Genomic DNA, 22,305 nt, shown 5'->3' with positions numbered 1-22,305 from the left:
TTTCTAGTTCGTGCTGCTGACGAAGAAGGTCGCATACTCACGGTCGCGCTCCTGCGTTCTCACGATAATTGTGTACCAGCCGGCTTTCGGGAAAGTAACCTTGTACTGTCCGCTTACCAGCTGATCATAGGTGATTTTGGTAGCGATAGATTTCATTTGCCCTTCGCGGTAGAGACCTGACTGATACATCAGATCAAACGTACCCCACTCGTTCACTTTGTCAGTGCCTGAGACCTTCATAGTGTTGTAGCCGCTGATTTTGAAGGTAATGGTATTGCTGCTGAACAATGCGGATTCTCCGGAGGATGCTGAAATCAGGGTATCATTCCCGAAAATAAGCAGCCCGCCGTCTTTGACTACAATGACATCCTGCGTTGCAACCGTCTTGTTGCCCACCTGGTCAGTAGCAGTATAAGTAACCTGCTGGCGTCCAAGCTTAGTCAGATCAAGACCGGCAGCCTCAACCTTCACATTCGCTGCCGACGATACATTATCGGAGACCGTGTAGCCGCCGAGATCAACGGCAAAGTTGAAATTCTGCTTGTTCTGGGCGATGCCGACAGCACTCTTTTTCAATGTCAGCTCAGGTGCGGTGTTATCCAGACCTTTTACCGTAACCGGAATCTTGCTCGAATTGCCGAGCAGATCGGAGATCGTCATTACGGTTGAACCGGCACTTTCGAATTCTCTGGAGTAAGTGAACGTGCCGTCAGCCGCGCTGATTTTGTTAGTGTAGCTTGCGCCTGAGCGGATTGGCTTCAGTCCAGAGAACACCATATTCGGCGCTGTCGTCTTACCCGACACTGTCACCTTAACCTTGCCCTGTGCGTATTGTTGTCCGCCGATTGTAATAACCTTGCTGTCAGAAACTGCATTGCCTGCAGCATCAACGAATGTATAAGTGATTTTGTCCGCATCCGGTGCTGTGTTCAGGATATTGGTTACGGTCTCTTTGACAACTGTCGTATTACCGAACTGGTCAGCTACAGTAAAGGAAGCTACACCGTTCTCTTTCAGGGATACAGTCTGGTTCTGGCTCGTAATAAAGATCTGCTTCGCCGAATTATCCGCCTTTTGCACTTCAAGCGTTACTCCGGAAGAGAGCACCACATTGCCGTTGCCATCCTCAATTGTGCCGAACACCTTGCTGCCGTCAGCCCCGTATTGATAGGAGCGGACAATTTTCACTTTAGGTGCTTCCTTGTCAATATTGTTCACTGTAGCTACCGCTGTGCCTGTGTTACCTGCGGCATCCTTGAATTCAAAGGTGAACGAGCCGTTTTCCTTAAAGGTATACGAGCTCTTGCCGTTGTTGTTCGTAATAATAATCGGCTCTGAAGGGTCAACCAGCAGTGCCGTTACATTGCTGTTCGTCAGTGCTGTGAACGGATATTCCACGGTAGCCATAGGCACCGTACCATCCACATTCTTAACCACGATGTACAGGGTGTCTGTACGCTCAGCATCATTAAGGTCAATGAGATCAAAGCTGTAGAAGCCGTTTTCCTTGACATTAAAGGTGTTGCCTGTGCGTGTCGGTACAGTCGGATTCACCTTGCCGACAATGACTTTTACGCCTGGAGGGGCTGCCACCTCAATGTTCGCACCAATCGTCGCATTCACCGGACTCGTGGTGTTCATGCTGGCCAGAGCATAAACCGGAGCATCTTCCGGCATCTGGGCCGGTAACTTCAGCTTGGCTGCGTCACTGATTTTGCCGCCCGGTGTTCTGTATTTCACCATCACTTCCAGGAAAGCAGGATTACCTGTCGGAACCTTAACCGATACAAAGTTGGTGTAAGGCTTCCAGTTCACCCAGCTGCTGCCGTTATCCGGTGAAATCGAATATTCATAGCCGGCTTTATCTTCTGTGTCGAGGCTCAGCTTCACAATGGCCGTATAGCCGTCTTCTGCATCACCCGACAGATACAGGAGTGCCGATTCGGCATCTGCCGGAGGGGCTTCCTCATCTCCGCTGGCCGAAACCTTAAAGCTGTCAGGAGTATGCACGATTACACTGTTGCCTGCTCCGTCAATAGACAGCACATACAAGGTATAATCAGCCACTTCACCCGGCTTCAGATCCTTACCGGTAATTTCAACAGCTCCGCCGACCGGAAGAGCCGTCCAGCCCGTTGAAGCCATATCCGGTGCAGCTTCAGCCGCTTTGACCCACTGATACTTGGTGATTGCGCCTGTCTTGCTGAACAGCTCAGATACGGTAACATTCAGCGTCTGCTTAGGCAGCGGGTAGTTAACACCGTTCTTGCTGAAGGTTACCAGTGAAGGCTCGTTATCAAAATAATAGGCTTTGGAGTAGTAATACGCCTTATCGCCTTGCTTCACAATTAAATGCACATACTGTACACCGTTCTTGGTTGTGTCGGCCGGAATCAGATAAGTGAGCTTCTCCGGCTCTTCTGCAGCCAGCAGCATGGCTGCCTGATCGGTATCTTCTGCCGGCTTGGCATCCGCTGAAGGTGCAGCAGATGCTTGAGAACCACTTTCCGGTGCCGCTGTTGCTGCCGGTGATGCTGAAGCTTCCGGCTCAGGTGTTGCTTCCAGTGTGTTGACAGCTACCTGCTTAAAGCTGCCTGCATTCAGGAGACCGGCAGACAGCAGCTTCATCATTGCTGCCGGTCCGACCGCTGCACCGATCACAGGTTCAATTGCCGGATCTGCTGCAGGTGTTGGTGCCGGAGTGATTTCAGGGCCGCTGCTCTCCACCGGTGCTGGAGTCGGTGCCGGTGTTGCTGCTGCGCCGCCGTTGACGGCTTCCGGTGAAGGAGACGGTAATGCTTCAAGAAGCGATTTTTTACCCGTCACTTCTGCCGGCTCAAGTGCCGTAAATTCGCTGTCGCCAGCCGGATGATTGGAGCTGCCGGTAATGGCATATCCGACGAAATCCGGTGTAATGCCACCGATGCTGAACATAACATCATGGCTCTGCACATAATTCGCATTGGCTTCCGGCGAGAAGGCAGCCGGCATGCTGTCCTGTGAATTAACAGTGACCGTCTTGTCGTAAGCTACATTCGTAGTTTCATTCCCGGCTTTGTCAGCCGCCTTTAGATAGAGCCAGTAGCTGCCATCCTCAAAAACATCTTCGTAAGTGGATTGGGTTACTGTTGTGCCATTGTAGTTAGCAGGCTTCCAGTCCACATCCGCCGGCTGATTGCCGTCCTTAACCCACTGATACTTCACGGTATCGATTCCGCTGTGCGGATCAGATACAAGGGCTGTAATCTCAACACTGTTGGAGTTGTCGTTGCTTGGAGTCCCGTTAGCAATGACAGGAACCTGATTGTCCAGCTTCAGGATACCCACGTTATGCGTCCAGTTGGAGTCAGCCTTCTTGAAGTAGTCCAGCTTCCATACATTCGTGTCCCCGTATTGTCCTACAGCAACCAGTGCCTTGTTGTCGGCATATAGGATCTTCTCATCTTCATTCCCTGGTGCTTCTGCAAGCCATGCCTTGTACTGCTCATCATGTTCTCTGACATATTGCTGCTTCAGCTCATACTGCTTAAGCTCACGCGCTGAATCCCACGTCATGTCTGCAGTCCATGTGTGCAGGTACCATTCTCCGCTGTTCTCGGAAGTAAAGGCTTCTGCCGGAGGTGCCAGCAGGTTCGTCTTGTTATTGGCAACCTGGAGCTTAATATCATGGAACTTGTCCGGATACAGCTCCTCGGAAGGCTGCTTCGCAGATAGTGCATACCGTTTAAGCGCGGCATAGTTGTCTTCCGGTACGGAAGCGAACGGGTCTGCCGGATTCTGGCTCCACAGGTAGTACACCAGGCCGACTGACGGTGAAGCCGAGCCGGTCATATTCGAAGGGCGGTAAATCCCCCGGCTTGGTCTGTCAAGGCCGCGGTCTGCAGCTATCGGATCAAGGGAAGGCACCTTTACTGCCGGATCATTGGCATCAATCGTTACTTTTCCTTTTTTCTGATAAGTGGTGTTGCTGCCCCCGCCGGTTTCATAGCGGTAGCCGATGATCGGCAGCGTGTTGTCGATGGACAGGTTCGCCCAGTCGATCTTGGAGTTCACCAGCGACGTATCGCCGTCCACATGCTCGCCGTCATAGTTAGCCGGCTGGAACAGCAGGTTGCCTGCATAGTCCTGTATAACGTTAATGTCCGTGTTATCGCCCTTAGCATCATTGGAGAGCGCAATTACCTTAAGCAGCGGCGCTTCTACAGCAGTACCGCCAGGCACGGTCATCCGGAACGTCCAGTTCTTTGTATTGGAACCGCCGGTGTAGTAAGCCTTCATGCCGTTGTTGAAGCGCAGGAAGGTCTGAGCCGTAGTCCAGCCTTTTTTCACAACAGCTTCTTCGGTCATTTGCACCGTAAAATCAATAATATCGCCTTCATTGAGTGTTACCCCGGTCAGAATCTCCGGCTGGATGCCGTTACCGACCTTGGTATACTTCGGCCGCACCGCATCGACAATGACCCGGTAGCCGCCGCTCTTATAGTTGAACGGGTCAACGGTTCTGCCCTGAACATTCGGCAAGCTCGCTGTGCTGCCGGCATTCGGGAAGCTGATCGTTGCCATGTTACCCGCCGCATCCGCTAGTCCGGCTGCTGTGAATTTCTCCTGCATGGTCTGTTCCATTGGCGGATTGTTCGGGGTTGTCCCTGCAATCTTCGGCTCCACCGGAAGGTTTCCGCTCTGGGAGTACTCGTTCGGGCTGTAGGAGAAGGCGATCGAATTATGCAGCGTACTCAGATTGGAGGAGCTGTAAGTGATGTTCTCCAGATACTGCTGCTGGCCTGCTCCCGGAAGTCCTGTACCCGCCGGATTCACAAACAACGGATGACGGAGGAAGAAGTCAGAGTTGCTTGCCACCAGAGAGGTCGGCAGAACGGGCTCTGTGAAATTGTAGGCGACCGTAACATTTTCGCTCTTTTTCACATATAGCTCGGTTTGGTTAATCGTTGTATTCTCACGGGTTGCACCGTTGCCGGTGAAGGTGTAGTTGTTCAGGACCGGGCGCTGCATGTCCTCGAAATTGAGGTAAAAGCCGCGTACGCCTGCTGCTTCACCGTCATCATCGCCTTCACCATAGACCCATATGTTAATGACAGAATTGGGCTTGATGACAGCTGAGGCGGACTTGTTATAAACCTGGCTGCTCCCGGTTCTTTCATTAATAAGCGTTGTTCCGTCAATACTAATTCTTATGGCCGATTGACGTGTCCACAAGAATCCGGAGTGACGTCTTAGAACCGCGAACCCGGTCTTCATCTCGGCATGTCCGCTCTTGGCCATCTCGCGCAAAATCGGATTATCCGCTACACGGACCTCGAATTGAACGGTCGCTTCATTATCGTTAACCCCGGCAAAAATATTTCCGCCCGCCCAGTCATATTGGGCATCCTTGTCGGTTTCAGTCTGTCTGAACCCTTCAACCTGATTATTGTAGAAGTTAATAAATGTATTGGTGGCACTGTAGGACAGATTTCCTATACGCGCACCGCTCTTAAAGACCACTTCAATGTCCTTTGCCGCAGCCTGCACTCGCCCTGTCCACACATCGGGTATCAAAGACAGCAGCATAATAATCGTTAGACTTAATGCGGTGTATTTCTTCGCTTTCCTGCTCATCAGCAATTCGATGCTCCCCCTTATTGTTTCATCATTCTCCGTCCGCCGTCCTACAAGAATTGTTTGTGTTTAGTCTTATATACCTTGTGTCTGCACGCTCTCTCCTTTCGGCTCCCTTACGACGGACAAGAATGATTAATTACTAAATACCTATTTTTTCATATCTGAAGTCCATTCTAGCAGGCGGCTCTAAACAAACTCTTAACAAATCTCGACAAAATGCTGTTTCAGAGGGGTACAAAGGGGGTAATCTGAATAAAACTTCGTATTTTTTTCGCTTTTATTGAATTTTTTTTATTTTTTTCGACTATTGCACTCAGAAAATTGTCGAATACGACTATAGAAAACAAAAAAAGCCCGGACAGTAATTATTGTCCAAGCTTGAAGCTCTTGCCTCTATTTAAATGTACCCACACTATCAATCATCGCCGCAGACAGAATAAAAGACAGCGCCAGCCCCACACTGATTCGCACATAATCTCCTCCGGTTACCGGCTCCCACTTTTTTATTAAGAATACAATCATCAGCACGAAGATCAGCATAACCGGAATTCCGGCACCCAGCAGCAGAGCAGCTTCCATCAGATCAAGCCCCTGCCGAAAATGCCCTGTTGCCCCGTACAGAAACCAGCTGACCGCAAACCCGCAGAACAGAATCCATCCGCTTAACATAATTCTAAACCAGACTATCATTTATGCCCCCTAATGAATATGAAAAAATCCGAATATCCGTTTTTCTACCAGTGTTCAAATATCGCGATGCAAAATAATCTACCACAAGCCTCTGAACAATCTCTGAAACTCTTTAATTTTTTCTCCCCGCAAAAAAAGCCAACCGCACCGGCTGGCTCCCGCTCTACACTCTATATAAAGGTTACTTCGTTACCGCACTCCGGTTAATCGCCTTGCCCACCTGCTCCAGGATGGCAGACATCGAATCAGGGTCTTTTACATCATAATCGTCGATATTCAGGCGCAGCACCGGGCAGGCGCTGAATTCATTGATCCACTGGGAATAACGTCCGTGCATATGCTCCCAGTAGGAGACATCAGTCTGGATCTCCATCTCGCGGCCGCGTTCATTGATCCTGGTGAGGATCGACGGCAGGCTGCCTTCAATATAGATAAGCACGTCAGGATGCGGAAAATACGGCGTCATCACCATAGCCTCATACAGGCTGGTATACGTGTCATAGTCGGTCTTGGACATAGTCCCCTGATCGGCATGCATTTTGGCAAAAATCCCGGTGTCCTCATAGATCGAACGGTCCTGCACAAACCCGCCGCCCAGCTCGAACATCTTCTTCTGCTCCTTGAACCGTTCCGCCAGGAAATAAATCTGCAGATGGAAGCTCCATCTTTCAAAATCATGATAAAACTTCTCCAGATAAGGGTTATGGTCCACCTGCTCCAGCGAGGTCTGGAAGTTCAGGCGCTGCGCCAGCGCTCCGGTCAGTGTCGATTTGCCGACGCCCACCGTTCCGGCTACTGTAATAATGGCGTTGTCCGGGATGTTATATGTGTTCATTTCATAAGCTCCTTTAATTGTGCGGCGATTGCACGGTAGTCTTCCTGGTTCTCCACAAAATCAACCTTATTCCCGTCTATCGTCACGATAACGGTCGACGGCTCACGGACGGCCAGTTGGGCCATAGCATCGTCATAATCTTCGATCAGCTGCTGCAGGTAGACTTGGGAGATTTCTTCCTCAAACGCCCGGGCACGCTTCGCAATTCTCTTCAGCAGGGTATCCAGATCCGCTCTGATATACAGAATAATATCCGGCTTCGGCAGATCATCGGTAAGCACGTGGTAAATCTCACGGTATTTGTCCCGCTTCGTGCCTTTGAGTGTCCGTTCGCTAAAAATCAGATTTTTATAAATATGATAATCCGAGATGACCGGCTTTCCTTTCTGTATGTACTCGGTCACGGTATCTTCAAGCTGCTTGTAGCGGTTGCAGAGAAAGAACATTTCGAGCTGGAAGCTCCAGTCGTCCATATTCTGATAGAACTTGTCCAGAAACGGATTCTCCTCCACAATTTCTTTGACGACCGGGAGCCCCAGCTCTTCGGCCAGCATCGTAGTCAGTGTAGTCTTTCCGGCCCCGATCGGGCCCTCTACTGCAATAAAAGGTGCATGTTTCATTAACGCTGATTTCCTCCTCAGATACGGACAAAACTAAAAAAACAGACTAAGATATTGTATCACAGGTCAGCCGACAATGAGCGACATTTTTCCGCAGAAACTTTTTATACGGAAAGCGCGTCTAAATGTAAGTTAATGGAATTCGTTGATGATAGGATGACTATGAGAAAGAGTCCGCCGTTCTTCACTGCCCTGCTATGCATCTGTCTTACCGATCAGATTACAATCAGTCCGTTCCTACGCAAATCCCTGAGCTTACAGGTATGCCGATGTACATATCCGGGATCAGACGTTTCAAACTGCTGGCTGAGGGAGTCACCACGATACAGAATACCGGCAGGCATATGATTATGCAAAAGACAGACTGCGCTTTATCAGCAAGCAGCTCGGTGCAGCCGCAGAGTGGTTGCCGCAGGAGGAACGGATCGCGATTACCATGCAATAAGGACGATATATGCAGACTGAAATAAGGGGATCTTACTATGAAAAAATGGACTAAACTGCTCAGCCTGGCGCTAAGCTTAGCTACAGCAGCCGGCATTCCTGTAATCAGCAACGCCGGAGTGGCTGAGGCTGCTGATACTGCAGCCTCAGTTACCACTATCGCCGCTTACGGGCCGGATCATCTGATCAAAAGAGACGGCAGCCTCTGGGTCTGGGGCGACAGCCGCCCGGTTCCGACACGTATACCGGGCCTTACAGAGGTTATGGCTTCCTTCGGTCTTGCCGGGGGCGGAGGGCTTGCTGTTAAGCAGGATCTCTCCGTCTGGCAATGGCAGACGAATGCCAAGACCTCAGCCATGGAGACCGTACAAGTGCCGGAAATGACCGGTCTGACTGATCTTGCAATGGTACAGGGTACGTACCTGGCTAACAACGCAGAAGGTGCGCTCTATCAGGCAGAATTACAGGACAACGGTGGAGGACCAGTCTCTTTCTCCCTTGTTGCGGGGATAGATGGAGTAACGGCTGCCCGAGGCTATAGCGAGGATAATGAGCAGGGCTCCTGGACAAGATTCCTCATCCTCAAGCAGGACGGAACGGTGTGGACCTCAACGGATCAGCTGCGCTCCTTCCAGCCTGTCCAGAAGCTGTGCGGAATCCTGCAGTTGGAGAGCAACTTTGCGCTTGCCGGGGACGGCACAGTCTGGACCTGGCCTATCGAATCGATCTATAATCCGGTTGCCGGCAGCGATGTAATGAATCCCGTACCTGTAACCGGACTGAAGGATATCCGTATCCTTCATGATAACGGGCGCAGCACGCTCGCCATCGACCATAACGCCGGCCTCTGGTTCCGGGGAATGACCATTACCGGCAGCTCCGACGGCACGGCCTTCCATGAGCAGGCGCTACCGCTGCATTTTAGCGGAATCTGGAATGTAACGGATGCTTATATTATGGAACGTTCTATAATCGCTTTAACATCCGACGGCAAGGTATACACGGCCTCCATCGGAGAAGAGACTATTAACGCAGATGCAGTGTTCACATTACTGGCTTCCAATATAACCTCCATTGAGAGCGGCGGACGCCACGTTATTATGCAAAAAAGTGACGGAACCCTCTGGGGGTGGGGCGTCAACAAAAATGCCCAGCTCGGCTACGCTAACTATGATTTCAGCTTTGACCAGCCGGTGCCGATGCAAAAGCCTGTTTCCCTCACCTTAAACGGAGAGACGGTTAATCTGACGAACGGTGTAATCACCCGCGGCGGCCAGGACTTTGTTCCTTTACGCTCACTATTCGATAAGCTGGGAGCTATCGTCGCCTATAAGGAGAATCATACAACCATACCAACCAGTAACGGAGGCACAGCTTCCAAGGTGGACAAAATAGTAACCATCACCCGAGCCGCCGCGAGTAAGCCTTCACTCTCTATCTCCATAAATACCGTAAGCGGCGAGACAACGGTCAACGATACAGCAGTAGCCCTTGCTACGCCTCCGTTCATCGTGAATGGTACCCTCTATCTGCCGTTGCGCTTTATCAGCGAGCAGCTCGGCGCCACCGTCAGCTGGCTGCCGCAGCAGGAGGAGATTGCGATTAGTATGAAGTGAGGCAGCCTTGCTCTATGTAGCTATAGTGCATTTAAAGTGGATCTAAACAAAAATGTCTCCATCCAGAACAGCCCCGTGTCCCGCCTAATAGGCGGTGATACGGGGCTGTTTTTTTCATCCTTTATGTGCAATAGGCTTCAAGGAAGTGCTATAACTGCACTCTCTGCAACTATCCGGCGCAAAAAGAGTCCATCTCTCATTTTAACTGCAGTCTGTGCAATTAAAAATCCCCATTTTGCTTCTCAGAGCCGATATTGGTGCATTTAGTTGTATAAAGTGCAGCTAAAGCCGCGGTGACAGCAAAAATGAGCATAATAAGTGTACAAAGTGCAGCTATCCACATCCACTATCTTCTTTCCATGGAAAAGCAAAAAAGCGCCCCGCAAGCCAACTCCAGCCGGCTTGCAGGGCACTCTAATATAAAAAAGAATTAAGACAAACGGCCGCTGAAGTCACTGTATTCAAACTCGCGGATGATCTTCAGGCCTTCTTCATCATTGTATGAAGCAATAGCCGGCAGGTTCACGCCGTTGAACATATGGTTCTTCACCATGGAATAGATCGCCATGTCGAGGAAAACCAGCTTATCACCGTATTTCAGCGGTTCAGGGAAGGAATAATCCCCGATAATGTCGCCGGCCAGGCAGGTCATGCCGCCGAGCCTGTACGTGTACGGATATTCTCCAGGCTGCCCGGAGCCGATGATGTTCGGCCGGTATGGCATAGCGAGCACGTCGGGCATATGGCATTCAGCCGAAGTGTCGAGAATGGCAATGTCCATGCCGTTATGCATCGTATCCAGTACGGTAGCTACAAGGTACCCGGTATTCAGCGCAACCGCTTCGCCCGGCTCCAGGTAGATCTGTACATTATAGGTTTCTTTCATATGAAGGATACACTTGATCAGTGTCTCCAGGTCATAATCTTCACGGGTAATATGATGGCCGCCGCCGAAGTTGAGCCATTTCATGCCGTGCAGATACTGCCCGAACTTCTCTTCTACAACCTTGAGTGTGCGCTCAAGAGTGTCGGAGTTCTGCTCACACATCGTGTGGAAATGCAGCCCATCAATGCCGTCAAGCTCTTCCGGACGGAAGTTCGGCAGGGTTACACCCATACGTGAGTAGTTGAAGCAAGGGTCGTACAGCGGCACTTCAATCTCAGAGTATTCCGGATTGACACGGATACCGCAGCTGATTGGCTTGCCGGCATTCTGTACGCGGTCCTTGAACCGGCTCCACTGGTCAAACGAGTTGAACACAATGTGGTCGGTATAGCCAAGCAGCTCGGTGAACTCACGGTCCATGTAGGCCGGTGCATAGACATGCACTTCCTTGCCCATCTCCTCGAAGCCCAGACGGGCTTCGAACAGGGAGCTGGAGGTTACACCATGCAGATACTTGCCGACCAGCGGGTACAGTGCATGCATGGAGAAGCCTTTTTGCGCGAGAAGGATCTTCGCTCCGGTGCGCTCCTGAACGTAGTTAAGGGTCTCCAGGTTCTTCTTGAGCAGCCGCTCATCAACAAGATAGGCAGGTGACGGCAGTGTGCTGATGTCGATATCGATCTCTTTCATTGCCTTACGCCCTAGTCCAGCAGCGTTGGCGAGAAATCTTCTTGCCAAGGCAGACCGTGTTTGTTAAGAGCATCCATGAACGGGTCTGGATCGAACTCTTCGATGTTGTGCACGCCCGGCTTGTTCCAGATGCCCTTGATAATCATCATAGCCCCGATCATGGCAGGAACACCGGTTGTGTAGGAGATAGCCTGGGAGCCCACTTCTCTGTAGCATTCTTCATGATCACAGACATTGTAGACATAATATGTTTTTGGCTGGCCGTCTTTCGTACCCTGAATGATACAGCCGATGTTGGTTTTACCTTTGGTTCTTGGTCCAAGGGAAGCCGGGTCAGGCAGAATCGCCTTCAGGAACTGCAAAGGAATGATCTCTTTGCCTTCATACACAATCGGCTCAATTGAAGTCATACCGACATTCTCAAGCACCTTCAGGTGAGTCAGATAGTTCTGCGAGAAAGTCATCCAGAAGCGGATTTTCTTTACGCCTTTAATATTAACAGCCAGGGATTCCAGCTCTTCATGGTACAGCAGGTAAATATCCTTAGGGCCGATCTCCGGGAGATCGTAGACTTTCTTCTCGGACAGCGGAGCTGTTTCAATCCACTCACCGTTCTCGAAATAACGTCCGTTAGCAGTAATTTCGCGGATATTGATCTCTGGATTGAAGTTGGTGGCAAACGGGTAACCGTGGTCGCCGGCGTTCGCATCAACGATATCAATCGTGTGAATTTCGTCAAAATAATGCTTCTGGGCATACGCAGTGAACACACCGGTTACGCCAGGGTCAAAGCCGCTGCCCAAGAGTGCTGTAATACCGGCCTTCTCAAATCTTTCCTTGTACGCCCACTGCCAGGAATACTCGAATTTTGCAGTATCCTGCGGTTCGTAGTTAGCTGTATCTACATAATGCACTCCGGTAGCCAGGCAAGCATCCATGATCGTCAGATCCTGGTATGGGAGAGCCACATTAATCACGACATCCGGCTGGAAGCTCTTGATCAGTTCAATAACCTCTTCCGTGTTGTCCGCATCAAGCTGAGCCGTAGAAATCTTCGTCTGGCCGCCATCCAGTTTCTCCTTAAGAGCATCGCATTTCGACACCGTACGGCTGGCAATACAGATCTCTTCGAATACATCCGGGTTCTGGCAGCATTTATGAACAACAACGCTTGCTACACCGCCAGCGCCAATAATTAACGCTTTTCCCACAATTAATAACCCCCTAAATTTGCTTAAGTTATTAGTTATTAGCCTTGCTGCTCTGGATCCGTTTCGTTGTCAGTCGTTTCGTTTCATCAAGCTTGGGCAGGCTACATCCTATGAAAAATCAACAAGGCTGATTATACAGAAACATTCTCAACAAATCAATAAAAAACGACAAAAATTGATACATAGTCTGTAAAATCTCGCAATTATCCCGTTAATACTCCTGAACACATGTAAATGCGCGCTTATGCTTCGTTTTCCTGAGTTTTTATAAACATATCCTCTCAGAAGCAGCAGCTTGTCATACCATCATATTAGGCAAGAAGGACAACTAGGCTATTGTATCACAGCAGCGCCTTTCTTCATACGAAATTATTTCAAAATCAAACTACAGGCTCACCTCCGGCATCCAGGCGCACTAGTTATCTTTACCCGTTTTGGCTGTCCGTTAACGGCTTCTTGCTCCGCTGTCCGCGCTAGAGTCCGCCTGTCTAAGCGGATTTAGTTAGGCATAGTATGTGTAACAGCAGGAATCCGATTCCTCCATATGCTACAAAAAAAGCTCAAACGCGCTGTTCCCAGCCGCTTGAGCCACCCTGCAGGATCACTTATCTTACCCGTGCCTTGAACAGCAGCAGGATAAAGTAAGGGACCCCGATAATAGAAATTACAATGCCGACCGGCAGCTGAGCCGGGGCGAATACAGTCTTGCCGATAAAGTCAGCCAGCACGACCATTAGCATGCCAATCATCCCGCATAACGGAATAATGTATCTATAGGTGTTGCCGATCAGGCGCCTTGCAATATGCGGGGCAATCAGCCCCACAAACCCGATGCTGCCCGACACAGATACACAGGCACTGACCAGCCCGACGCAGCATAACAGCAGAATCTGCCTTTCCCTGCCGGTTGCAACGCCGACGCCCTTCACGCTTACTTCATGAAGCTGCATCAGATCCAGCACTGCGCCTCTCCGCCATATTATTGGCGTTAGGATGACCAGCCAGGGCAGCGTGGACATTATCTGCCGCCAGTTCGCATTACTGATGCTTCCGGAAAGCCATACGGTTGCCATTTCAAAGTTCTGCGGGTCCATCTTGAGTGAGATATACAGCGTAACCGCCCCGAATCCTGATGCCAGTGCGATCCCCACCAGAATCAGCTGCTGCGGATGGAACTCGCCGTGCGATCTGGCGAACACGAACAGCAGGATAACCGCGATCAGTCCTCCGATGAATCCGAACATCGGCATGGACAGCACCGACAGCCAGGCCGGTGCCTGCATGGTGCCTGCTGTAAAGAACATGAACAGCACTACGAATGCCCCGGCGGCGGCATGAATACCCAGAATGCCCGGGTCAGCCAGCGTATTGCGCGAGATTCCCTGCAGTACGGCTCCAGCGATGCCTAGCCCGAACCCGACAAGCGCACCGAGGACAATACGCGGCAGTCGGAATTCAAAGATAACCAGATCATAGTCCTCGACCGGATTAATCCGCAGCAGGGTACGGACAACATCCTTAACCGTAAGGTCGAAGGTACCGTTGGTAAGGCTGATATAGACCCCGGCCAGGGTCAGCAGGCCGAACAGCAGGAACAGCAACCAGAATCTGCCCTGTTTGGACTGCGGTGTAAGAGAAGGCTTGCTCATGCCTGGCTGCCCCCTCTCGTCTTCACCAGATAGAGGAAGAACGGCACACCGAAGATTGCGGTAACGACGCCGACCGGCGTTTCGAACGGATAATTGATAAACCGGCTGATCAGGTCACACGCTGCCAGGAACAGCGCCCCGAAGAATGCGGCGAACGGAATGATTTTGCGGTAATCCTGTCCGATCAGCAGCCGTGTAATATGCGGAATAATTAGACCTATGAAGGCGATTTTCCCGGCGATCGCCACCGAGATGCCCGTCAGAAGGACGACGCTCAGCATCGTCAGCCCCTTAACGGCAGTGACCTTGAGCCCAAGCCCCGCTGCCGTTTCTTCACCGAGCGACAGCATGGTAACCGGACGGGACATCAGCATGCCCAGTGTCAGACCGGCAACCGCAAACGGAATCGCCAGCTTGATTACTGCCGGGTCCATCATATGCAGCCGGGCATTATACCAGAAGCTGATATCCTGTGAGACCTGAAAATAAACGGAAAGCGCCTGGGACACTCCGCTGAGAAAGGTGCCGATTATAGTCCCGAGGACAGCCATTGCCAGCGGCGAAGAACCGCCTGGAACCAGCTTGGCGATCCCGAACACCAGCGCTGCACCAAGTGCGGAGCCGGCAAGTGAATACAGAATCATTGTCATTGACGAGGTCCCCGGCAGAAATACCATGCACAGCGTAACCGCGAACACCGAGCCGTCACTGACCCCCATTATGGAGGGCGAGGCCAGGTAATTCCGGGTCATCCCCTGCATTAGCGCACCGGACACTGCCAGAAATGCACCGATCAGCAGTGCGCCGGCAACTCTGGGGATTCGCGAAGTGAGAATAATCTGGTGATCAATATTATCCGGGTCAAAGTGTACAAGCGCGTTCCAGATCGTTATGTAGCTGATATCCTTGGAGCCGTAAAGCACGGACAATACACTAACTAATACAATCAATACAATTCCCAGCACCAGCAGGGAGGCTGCTCTAAATCCGGCTGCTCTTTTCATCTCATCCCACTCTTTTAACGTACTCTAATTATGATAATGATTATCATTACCGATTATAGCGGTACGCCGGCTGGTGCTCCATGGACAAATTACGGAACATGTATGGACGAATGGCTGAGGAATAGATGCCTGGTCTCCCGGATCATACGCAGCTGGGCATAGGCTGACTGTTCACGCCACGGGTCTGAAGCCAGAAAATGTACGCGGTGCCGTTGTACTGCCGGAATCTTCAGCCACTGCAGATCATTCTGCAGCCTGCTCCACTCATTCAGCGTATCACTCTCCCTGCGGATCAGCATCAGCAGGTGATCCGCACCGATAGCTGCAATGTCCTCTGGAGTTACCGGGATGTTGTAGACGCCGCCTCCGCCGGTATAAGCAGGCTGCAGCCGCAGCTCCTGATACAGCATGCTGGCTATACTGCGGCTGCAGTGCAGATAGAGCTTACTGTACAGCATCCGGATGACCACAACAGATTCACTGCCGATCTGCGCATGGAGCTGTTCTCTGGCCTGGCCTGCTTCCCGGTCAAAATGGGCCAGCCATTGCGCTGCCTGCCAGGATTCCCCCAGCCGCTCCGCCAGCTCCAGAAACTGGCTGCGCCAGTCAGCCGGCTCGGAGGACAGATAATGAACCGGCGCAAGCCGCTCCAGTGCCGCCTTTTCTTCCGCCAGCAGCGTGTCCTCAGCCAGAATCAGGTCAGCAGGAACCTGCCGCAGGATCTCCAGATTGGCCTGCCAGTCCTGCTTGCTGCGGTAGGCGCTGATATGGACAGGAATTTCTGTCCGGTAATTCCTGTAGTAGTACTCTGTCCATTTTGGATGCAGAGCCGCCGCGTAAGGCATCAAGTTCAGCGGGAGCAGCTGTCCCAGCAGCGAGGAGGAATAAGCCACCAGCTTACGGCGCCGGCTCTTCATATAAACTGCGGGCGGCACACCGATCATTTTCTTGAATTTGCGGCTGAAATAGAATTCATCCGCATACCCGACCTGGTGGGCGATCTCCCTCAGCTTCGCACCGCTCTCTGCCATCAGGCGTTTGGCCTGCTGCAGCCTTAGCTCAGCGGCGTAATCCAGAGCACTTTTACCGTATTTCCTTTTGAACAGATCATTGAAATATTTAGGGCTGAATTCGGCGGCCTGAGCCAGTGATTGTGCGGTTAAATCCCGGGTGAAATTGTCTTCTATGTACTGCTTCGCCTGTTCCAGCGCATAATTCGTATCCCTTGGCCGCTGCCGTCCGCTCACCCGGATACTGTGCAGCAGCTCCTGAAATGCAATCTGCGCCCGAAAGCTCACTCTCCGCCGCTGCATTTCCTCCTTCTGTGCCAGCTCGCTGCACACTGTCAATATGGACTGCACCGGGATCTGTGCCAGCAGCCCTGACTGCGGAAGCAGCTGCGCATTCTTGAGGGGACGGCTGCCTTCGTCTGCTGCGCCGTACCTGTAGACATTAAAATAAAATATGTACATTTCCAGACTCCCCGACTGCTCCACAGTGCCGAAGGTTTGTCCCGGAATGCACAGACTGACTGAACCGGCTGCCAGCTCCAGCAGGCCGGTGTCAGCCTGAAGCTGTACCGTTCCGCCTGTCACTACAATCAGTGCATAGGTTAATACAAGCTGCTGTGGCAAATGCATCTCGTCTGTACCCTTCACAGCCTGAACGGACAGCAGACGGAAGGCAAGCTCCTCCCAATCCGGCAGCTCCTGCTCCTGACCGTCTCTTATTTCCTCATCCAGCATTTCCAGCTCACCACCATCAGTAACTCTATAAGTCCTTCCAGTATAATTGATAATGATTATCAATGGAATCCTGTATGCACAAAAAAAGACTACTCCTGCGCCTCTTGGCTTAAGAATAGTCTCTTTACGTCCTGTATCTGTCCTTAATGCCCGAATCCGACCCGCGGCCGTTCCCGCTCTTTGGTCTCCAGCGCAACCGCGCGGATAGAGGAAACCGGGATATACAGCAGCTGATACTCCGTCCGGTATTTTACAAAACGTTCATCAAGCTCCTCCAGCACACCTTCTCTAACGCTGGTTCCGTCCAGAAAATGTACCGCCACCTTCTGTCCAATCAGTTCCTGCAGCATGCCCATCAGCTCCTTTTCAATTATAAACTGGAAATTACTTTGTCGATGATGCCGTAGTCCAGCGCCTCATCTGCCGTCAAGAAATAATCGCGGTCCATATCCTTTGCGACTTTGTCAGCCGGCTGGCCGGTACGTTCTGCTGTAATCTGTACGATTTTCTCCCTGATCTGCAGAATCCGCTTGGCACTGATGGCAATATCGCTGGCCTGGCCCTGCGCTCCGCCATGCGGCTGGTGAATCATGATCTCGCTGTTAGGCAGTGCGAACCGTTTGCCGGGAGCCCCGGCCAGCAGCAGCAGTGATCCGAAGGATGCCGCAAATCCCGTGCAGATCGTACTGACCTGCGGTTTGATTACCTGCATCGTATCATAAATACCGAACCCTGCGGTAGTCGACCCGCCGGGACTGTTAATGAACATCTGAATATCCTTCTCCGGGTCCTCTGCCGCCAGAAACAGCAATTGGGCAATGATGCTGTTGGCCAGCTGATCATCTATCGCCGCACCGACAAATACAATCCGGTCCTTCAGCAGGCGTGAATAAATGTCATAGGACCGCTCACCTCTGCCTGTCTGTTCAACTACATACGGGATAACACTCATCCTTCATACCTCCTTAAAGTTGTACTTTGAGTGATATCTTGTAACCGGATGAATGCCGGAAAAGGATACGGTATCCGGCTGAAAAAAAAACGGATTGGCCCCGTATCTTTTATGAGGAGGTATTCGCTTATATAATAGAGGGAACTGAACTTACAGTGAGGATTGCCACAAAGGAGATGACCGCACATGCTAATCCTTGATCAGCACGTTATAACTGTCGGGAAAGCGGATGCTGAGAATCTGCAGCCGCTTCATACGGCCCTGAGCCGCTACTGCCTGTCGCTTACCCGCTCCAGTCATGAGGCCGATGATCTGGTTCAGGACACCTGGACCAAAGCGCTGAGCTACAGCGGATGGCCGGCGAGTCCTAACCGCCAGGCATTGCTGCTGCGGATTGCCAGACATACATGGATTGACAGCCTCCGGCGTAAATCGGCGCATCACCGTGCTATGGAGCGCGGGCTTCAGCCGGAAGATACTCTCACGGAAGAAGAGCAGTCTAGCCTGAGCGAACTCGAAACGGTATTTCATGCCCTGATGAAATCCCTGCCGCCGCTCCAGCTGTCCGTATTTCTGCTGCGCGATGTGCTAGGCTACCCGGCACAGGAAACGGCAGAGCAGCTTAATACCACGGAGGGGGCGGTCAAAGCCGCGCTGTACCGGGCAAGGCAAGCTCTGACAGCTGTGCGCACAGAACTGTCTGCGGACGGGCCGGCCCTGTCCGCAGACAGTGATTTCCGGCTGCTGCTGGCCGCACTGGCCCAAGCTTACGAGCAGGGGCAAGTCCCTGTGATGCTGGAGCTGCTGCGCCGGGAGAAGGCTGCCGGCGTTACAATGGCAACCGGCTTCAGTACCGTTCAAGCCCGCAACCTGTCCGCTCACACCGCTTCCGGATATACCGGAATCCATGGGGGACTGCGGATGGCTGCCTGACAATCTGCTAAGGGGGTTAATCATGAGAAGCATACTTGTACTTGGAGGCACACGGTTTTTCGGCAAACGGCTGGTTCAGCGGCTGCTGGAGGATGAAGATACACAGGTTACTATTTTGACAAGAGGGCAGACAGCAGATGAGTTCGGGGATGCTGTTACACGGCTGAGCGCAGACCGGTCTGACACGGAAGCATTGGCGGCAGCGGTTGGCGGCAGGCACTTTGATGTTGTCTACGACAACATCTGTTACTCACCCGACGATGCTGCGGCAGCGGCCGGGATCTTCGCAGAAACTGCCGGACGGTACATTCTCACCTCCAGCCTGTCAGTCTATGATCCCGGCCCGGAAATACTGGATGAAGCCGATTTTGACCCGGGGAGTTATCCCATCCGGCTGGGCCCGAAGGAGAACTTCAGCTATCAGGAGGGCAAACGGCTGGCCGAAGCTATTCTGCTGAATCAGACGGCCTTCCCGGCAGCGGCAGTGCGGTTTCCGATTGTTCTCGGAACAGATGACTATACGCGCCGGCTGCATTTTCATATCGAGCAGATTACAGCAGGCAGACCCGTTGGCATTCCTGATCCGGAGGCCTTGATCTCCTTTATCCGCTCGGATGAAGCTGCAGAATTTCTGTACCGGCTGGGCTTTTCTTCGCTGACCGGGCCGGTTAACGCCTGCTCAGACGGGGCAATTGCCATCCGGGAGATTATCTCGCTGATTGAGGCAGTCACCGGTAGACAGGCTATTACGCCGCGCCAGGCAGCGGATAAGGATATGTCACCGTTTGGTATTACCGGATCGTGGCATATGAGTACAGCAAAAGCCCGCACCGCGGGCTTCACATTCCTTCCGCTCGGCAGCTGGCTGCCAGAGCTTATCACTGTGCTGCATGCCTCACTCGGCCATCGCCAGTAGCAGGGCTTCATCATCCGCTTCCTTGCTGCTGCGGGCTTCGTCCATATTGAGTACCAGGCCGCTATTGCCGTGAGGCTTGGCGGCTTCTTCGTCCTGTCCAATTTTAAATACATTTATTTCCCGGAACAGCCGCTGTGAAATCTCGCTGATCTCTAGTGCCTGGCTTGCGATAGCGTGAATAGCCTGATCCTGCTGGGTGCTTGCTGCATTCACTTCCTGAACACCTGCCGCCGTCTGCTCGGCTACGGAAGCCACGGAATGAATGGATTCCCCCAGCCGGGAATTAATACGCTGCGTCTCCTCAACCTTGCCGTGAATATGTGTAATCTGCCGGCTGATTCCGGAAATCGAGCTGTCTATCGCCTTGAAGGAGGCCAGGGTTTCAGCAACCTGGGAATCCTGCTGCTCCAGGCTTTTTTTCGTTTCCAGCATTTCTTTCTCAAAGTCCGCCATATTCTCCTGCAGCTCTCCGATAATCCGGCTGATCAGAATCGAAGAATCGCTGGTCTGTACCGACAGGTGGCGGACTTCATCCGCGATCACTGCAAAGCCTTTCCCGGCCGCGCCTGCCCGTGCCGCTTCAATCGCCGCATTCAATGACAGAATGTTCGTCTGCTTGGAGATTTCCGTAATGGAATTTGTAATCCGCGAAATATCACCTGACTGCTCAACCAGCTTCTCCAGCGCTTCATATACTTTACCTACAGAGGAACGTGAGCGCTCTGAAATCCGCTGCAGCTCTCCTACCGTATCAGACCCTTTACGTGCATCAAGATCAGCCATTCCGCTGGCCGCCAGCATTTTGTCAGTATATTCTGTAATCTCAGCCACTTCCCGCTCAAGCTCCCGCAGCAGCACCGCACTTTGTTCAGACTGGACAGCCTGCTGATCCGCCCCTACCGAAATTTCCTGAATCGTTCTGACAATTTCCTGATTTGTATCCGCAGTAACGGTCGACGATTCCTGGAAAGACCGGGAATAATCCGCAAGCGTTGAAGCAACCTGCACCGTCTGGCGCAGCATCTCACGCACACGGGTCACCATGTGGTCAAAATGGAAGCTCAGACGCCCCAGCTCATCATTGTACGGAGAATTGATCTGCTGGCGCAGATCTCCCTCCGCGATATTGCGCAGTGCATGCTGAAGCTTGCCTACCGGCGAAAGGAACGATCTGATCAGCAGCACAGCTAGTACCAGCATAAACAGAACTACCGCACCTGCAGCATAATAGACAATGGAGACGGTACGCTCCAGCAGGGTGAAGGATTCCGCCTGTGCATTGTCTGCATTGTCTGATGCTGCCTTATATAGTGCCGAATTAATCTTAAGCAGCTGCTGATGTACAGCAAGCGCATTTGTATGCAGACCGTCAATCTCCTCAAGCACGGTCAACGGGTCAAGGCTTGTATCCTCCATCGTCTCTACCAGCTTGCCGACATAACCGCTGTACATTTTGAATGCCGACTGCAGCAGCTGCAGATCCTTCCACGCAGAGGTTTCTTTATCGAATTCAATCTCAGCTACAGCTGCTTCAAGCTTCTGCTGCTTGTCCATATACGGCGCTGCCAGCTCCAGGTCACTGGATTCTGCAAGCTCTGTCTCCAGGCTGTTCAGCTCCTGCAGCAGCTGGGTGATGTTCGAAACGGTAATCCTTTTTTCCATCTCCGACTTCTGGCGTTCCATCGACAGCTCTACCTGACTAATTTTCTGCCCCTGAAGCAGCGCTACTCCCAAAAAGATAAATGAAATCGCCGTAAAACTGAGAATCAGCTTCCATTTCATGGATAAATGCAGCATCTTTCTTTTCAAGCCTATCATCCCTTCTATTTAGAGCCTTGGTTGTATCGTTATGTATGTAATATTTGCCACGCTCTCATTGTAGAAGCTGGATATTAACGGCTCTGCGGTGTTTTGTATTCGTACCGTAAAGAATATGTTGCAATATTGTTAACACAAGGCAGCCGCCAGCATAGCAAAAAGACAGGCACCCTTACCGGGCACCTGCCTGAAATTTTAATACATAGGTTTACTGTGCAGCACTTTCATCCATATACATGACTTCCCATAAATGCCCGTCCGGGTCCTGGAAGCTCCAATTATACATAAAGCCGTGATCAACCGGGTCGTTGAACGGTTTGCCTCCCGCACCCAGCGCCTTCTTCACCAGCTCGTCCACTTCTTCCCTGCTTGCAGCAGAAATAGCGGTAATAACCTCTGTGTGAGCGGCAGAATCAATGATGGTCTTGTTCGTAAACGTGCCGAAAAACTCCCGTGTCAGCAGCATCGCATACGTATTGCCGTTAATAATCATACAGGTTGCGTTCTCATCCGTATACTGAGGATTAAATTCAAACCCTAAAGCGGTAAAAAATTCAACAGATCTCTGAAGATTGGCTACGGGTAAATTTATAAACACCTGTCCAGCCTGAAATCCCATTCGCTGATCACCTCGCACATGAATTGGAGTGAACTCCGGTTAGATTATAGCATGTCCC

At 51.6% G+C, this 22,305-nt stretch carries 16 protein-coding genes; 3 read left to right on the top strand and 13 right to left on the bottom strand.

Features of this window, described 5'->3' with window-relative positions; translation table 11 throughout:
- Positions 1 to 3 precede the first annotated feature (3 nt).
- The 4 genes from BN3772_RS03540 to BN3772_RS03525 form a co-directional block, all read right to left on the bottom strand.
- Positions 4 to 5,622, bottom strand: coding sequence for a hypothetical protein (locus BN3772_RS03540; RefSeq protein ID WP_042196706.1), 5,619 nt, complete (start codon positions 5,620 to 5,622; stop codon positions 4 to 6).
- Between the two features lie 390 nt (positions 5,623 to 6,012).
- Positions 6,013 to 6,309, bottom strand: a complete 297-nt coding sequence (locus BN3772_RS03535) for a hypothetical protein (protein ID WP_042196705.1) — start codon at positions 6,307 to 6,309, stop codon at positions 6,013 to 6,015.
- 181 nt (positions 6,310 to 6,490) lie between these two features.
- Entirely contained in the window at positions 6,491 to 7,144 is a 654-nt protein-coding gene (locus BN3772_RS03530) for a deoxynucleoside kinase (RefSeq protein WP_042196702.1), read from the bottom strand.
- Positions 7,141 to 7,764, bottom strand: a complete 624-nt coding sequence (locus tag BN3772_RS03525) for a deoxynucleoside kinase (RefSeq protein WP_042196700.1) — start codon at positions 7,762 to 7,764, stop codon at positions 7,141 to 7,143. Before BN3772_RS03525 ends, BN3772_RS03530 begins: the two co-directional genes overlap by 4 nt.
- 482 nt (positions 7,765 to 8,246) lie before the next feature.
- Between BN3772_RS03525 and BN3772_RS03520 the strand changes: the two genes are divergently transcribed.
- On the top strand, positions 8,247 to 9,824 hold the full coding sequence (locus BN3772_RS03520) for a stalk domain-containing protein (RefSeq protein ID WP_042196698.1): 1,578 nt from the start codon (positions 8,247 to 8,249) through the stop codon (positions 9,822 to 9,824).
- 430 nt (positions 9,825 to 10,254) lie between these two features.
- Here BN3772_RS03520 and nspC read toward each other — a convergent pair whose 3' ends face one another.
- The 7 genes from nspC to clpP form a co-directional block, all read right to left on the bottom strand.
- A complete protein-coding gene (gene nspC, locus BN3772_RS03515; protein ID WP_425280409.1) occupies positions 10,255 to 11,391 on the bottom strand; it encodes a carboxynorspermidine decarboxylase in 1,137 nt (378 codons plus the stop codon).
- 20 nt (positions 11,392 to 11,411) lie between these two features.
- The gene (locus BN3772_RS03510; protein WP_042196693.1) at positions 11,412 to 12,611 is read right to left on the bottom strand and encodes a saccharopine dehydrogenase family protein; all 1,200 of its coding nucleotides are present in this window, start codon (positions 12,609 to 12,611) and stop codon (positions 11,412 to 11,414) included.
- Positions 12,612 to 13,216: 605 nt separating this feature from the next.
- Positions 13,217 to 14,260: a FecCD family ABC transporter permease gene (locus BN3772_RS03505; protein WP_042196690.1), complete on the bottom strand. Its 1,044-nt coding sequence runs from the start codon at positions 14,258 to 14,260 to the stop codon at positions 13,217 to 13,219.
- Positions 14,257 to 15,264, bottom strand: a complete 1,008-nt coding sequence (locus tag BN3772_RS03500) for a FecCD family ABC transporter permease (protein ID WP_042196688.1) — start codon at positions 15,262 to 15,264, stop codon at positions 14,257 to 14,259. Before BN3772_RS03500 ends, BN3772_RS03505 begins: the two co-directional genes overlap by 4 nt.
- An 89-nt stretch (positions 15,265 to 15,353) precedes the next feature.
- The gene (locus BN3772_RS03495; protein ID WP_042196686.1) at positions 15,354 to 17,009 is read right to left on the bottom strand and encodes a helix-turn-helix domain-containing protein; all 1,656 of its coding nucleotides are present in this window, start codon (positions 17,007 to 17,009) and stop codon (positions 15,354 to 15,356) included.
- Between the two features lie 143 nt (positions 17,010 to 17,152).
- On the bottom strand, positions 17,153 to 17,359 hold the full coding sequence (locus tag BN3772_RS03490) for a hypothetical protein (protein WP_042175159.1): 207 nt from the start codon (positions 17,357 to 17,359) through the stop codon (positions 17,153 to 17,155).
- Between the two features lie 20 nt (positions 17,360 to 17,379).
- Positions 17,380 to 17,961: an ATP-dependent Clp endopeptidase proteolytic subunit ClpP gene (clpP, locus tag BN3772_RS03485; RefSeq protein ID WP_042196684.1), complete on the bottom strand. Its 582-nt coding sequence runs from the start codon at positions 17,959 to 17,961 to the stop codon at positions 17,380 to 17,382.
- Between the two features lie 186 nt (positions 17,962 to 18,147).
- Here clpP and BN3772_RS03480 point away from each other — a divergent pair, with 186 nt between their 5' ends.
- Positions 18,148 to 18,894: an RNA polymerase sigma factor gene (locus BN3772_RS03480; RefSeq protein WP_052380367.1), complete on the top strand. Its 747-nt coding sequence runs from the start codon at positions 18,148 to 18,150 to the stop codon at positions 18,892 to 18,894.
- Between the two features lie 22 nt (positions 18,895 to 18,916).
- Complete coding sequence (locus BN3772_RS03475) at positions 18,917 to 19,810, top strand: NAD-dependent epimerase/dehydratase family protein (RefSeq protein WP_042196682.1); 894 nt, start codon at positions 18,917 to 18,919, stop codon at positions 19,808 to 19,810.
- On the opposite strand, the gene BN3772_RS03470 is transcribed toward BN3772_RS03475, so the two are convergent.
- Together BN3772_RS03470 and BN3772_RS03465 are read right to left on the bottom strand one after the other, a co-directional pair.
- Positions 19,790 to 21,619: a methyl-accepting chemotaxis protein gene (locus BN3772_RS03470; protein WP_052380366.1), complete on the bottom strand. Its 1,830-nt coding sequence runs from the start codon at positions 21,617 to 21,619 to the stop codon at positions 19,790 to 19,792. The two genes, BN3772_RS03475 and BN3772_RS03470, sit on opposite strands and share 21 nt — an antisense overlap.
- Before the next feature lie 217 nt (positions 21,620 to 21,836).
- Entirely contained in the window at positions 21,837 to 22,247 is a 411-nt protein-coding gene (locus tag BN3772_RS03465; protein WP_042196680.1) for a VOC family protein, read from the bottom strand.
- Positions 22,248 to 22,305 lie beyond the last annotated feature (58 nt).

The organism is Paenibacillus camerounensis (assembly GCF_000723885.1).
Lineage (GTDB): Bacteria > Bacillota > Bacilli > Paenibacillales > Paenibacillaceae > Paenibacillus_AQ > Paenibacillus_AQ camerounensis.
The sequence above is the reverse complement of the archived record's forward strand: the minus strand, read 5'-3'. Positions and strand labels throughout refer to the sequence as shown.

Bases quoted from the DNA above. Each gene is read 5' to 3' on its own strand.
- BN3772_RS03535 (WP_042196705.1), bottom strand. From the start codon at position 6,309: ATGATAGTCTGGTTTAGAATTATGTTAAGCGGATGGATTCTGTTCTGC.
- BN3772_RS03530 (WP_042196702.1), bottom strand. From the start codon at position 7,144: ATGAACACATATAACATCCCGGACAACGCCATTATTACAGTAGCCGGA.
- BN3772_RS03525 (WP_042196700.1), bottom strand. From the start codon at position 7,764: ATGAAACATGCACCTTTTATTGCAGTAGAGGGCCCGATCGGGGCCGGA.
- BN3772_RS03520 (WP_042196698.1), top strand. From the start codon at position 8,247: ATGAAAAAATGGACTAAACTGCTCAGCCTGGCGCTAAGCTTAGCTACA.
- BN3772_RS03505 (WP_042196690.1), bottom strand. From the start codon at position 14,260: ATGAGCAAGCCTTCTCTTACACCGCAGTCCAAACAGGGCAGATTCTGG.
- BN3772_RS03500 (WP_042196688.1), bottom strand. From the start codon at position 15,264: ATGAAAAGAGCAGCCGGATTTAGAGCAGCCTCCCTGCTGGTGCTGGGA.
- BN3772_RS03495 (WP_042196686.1), bottom strand. From the start codon at position 17,009: ATGCTGGATGAGGAAATAAGAGACGGTCAGGAGCAGGAGCTGCCGGAT.
- BN3772_RS03490 (WP_042175159.1), bottom strand. From the start codon at position 17,359: ATGCTGCAGGAACTGATTGGACAGAAGGTGGCGGTACATTTTCTGGAC.
- clpP (WP_042196684.1), bottom strand. From the start codon at position 17,961: ATGAGTGTTATCCCGTATGTAGTTGAACAGACAGGCAGAGGTGAGCGG.
- BN3772_RS03480 (WP_052380367.1), top strand. From the start codon at position 18,148: ATGCTAATCCTTGATCAGCACGTTATAACTGTCGGGAAAGCGGATGCT.
- BN3772_RS03475 (WP_042196682.1), top strand. From the start codon at position 18,917: ATGAGAAGCATACTTGTACTTGGAGGCACACGGTTTTTCGGCAAACGG.
- BN3772_RS03465 (WP_042196680.1), bottom strand. From the start codon at position 22,247: ATGGGATTTCAGGCTGGACAGGTGTTTATAAATTTACCCGTAGCCAAT.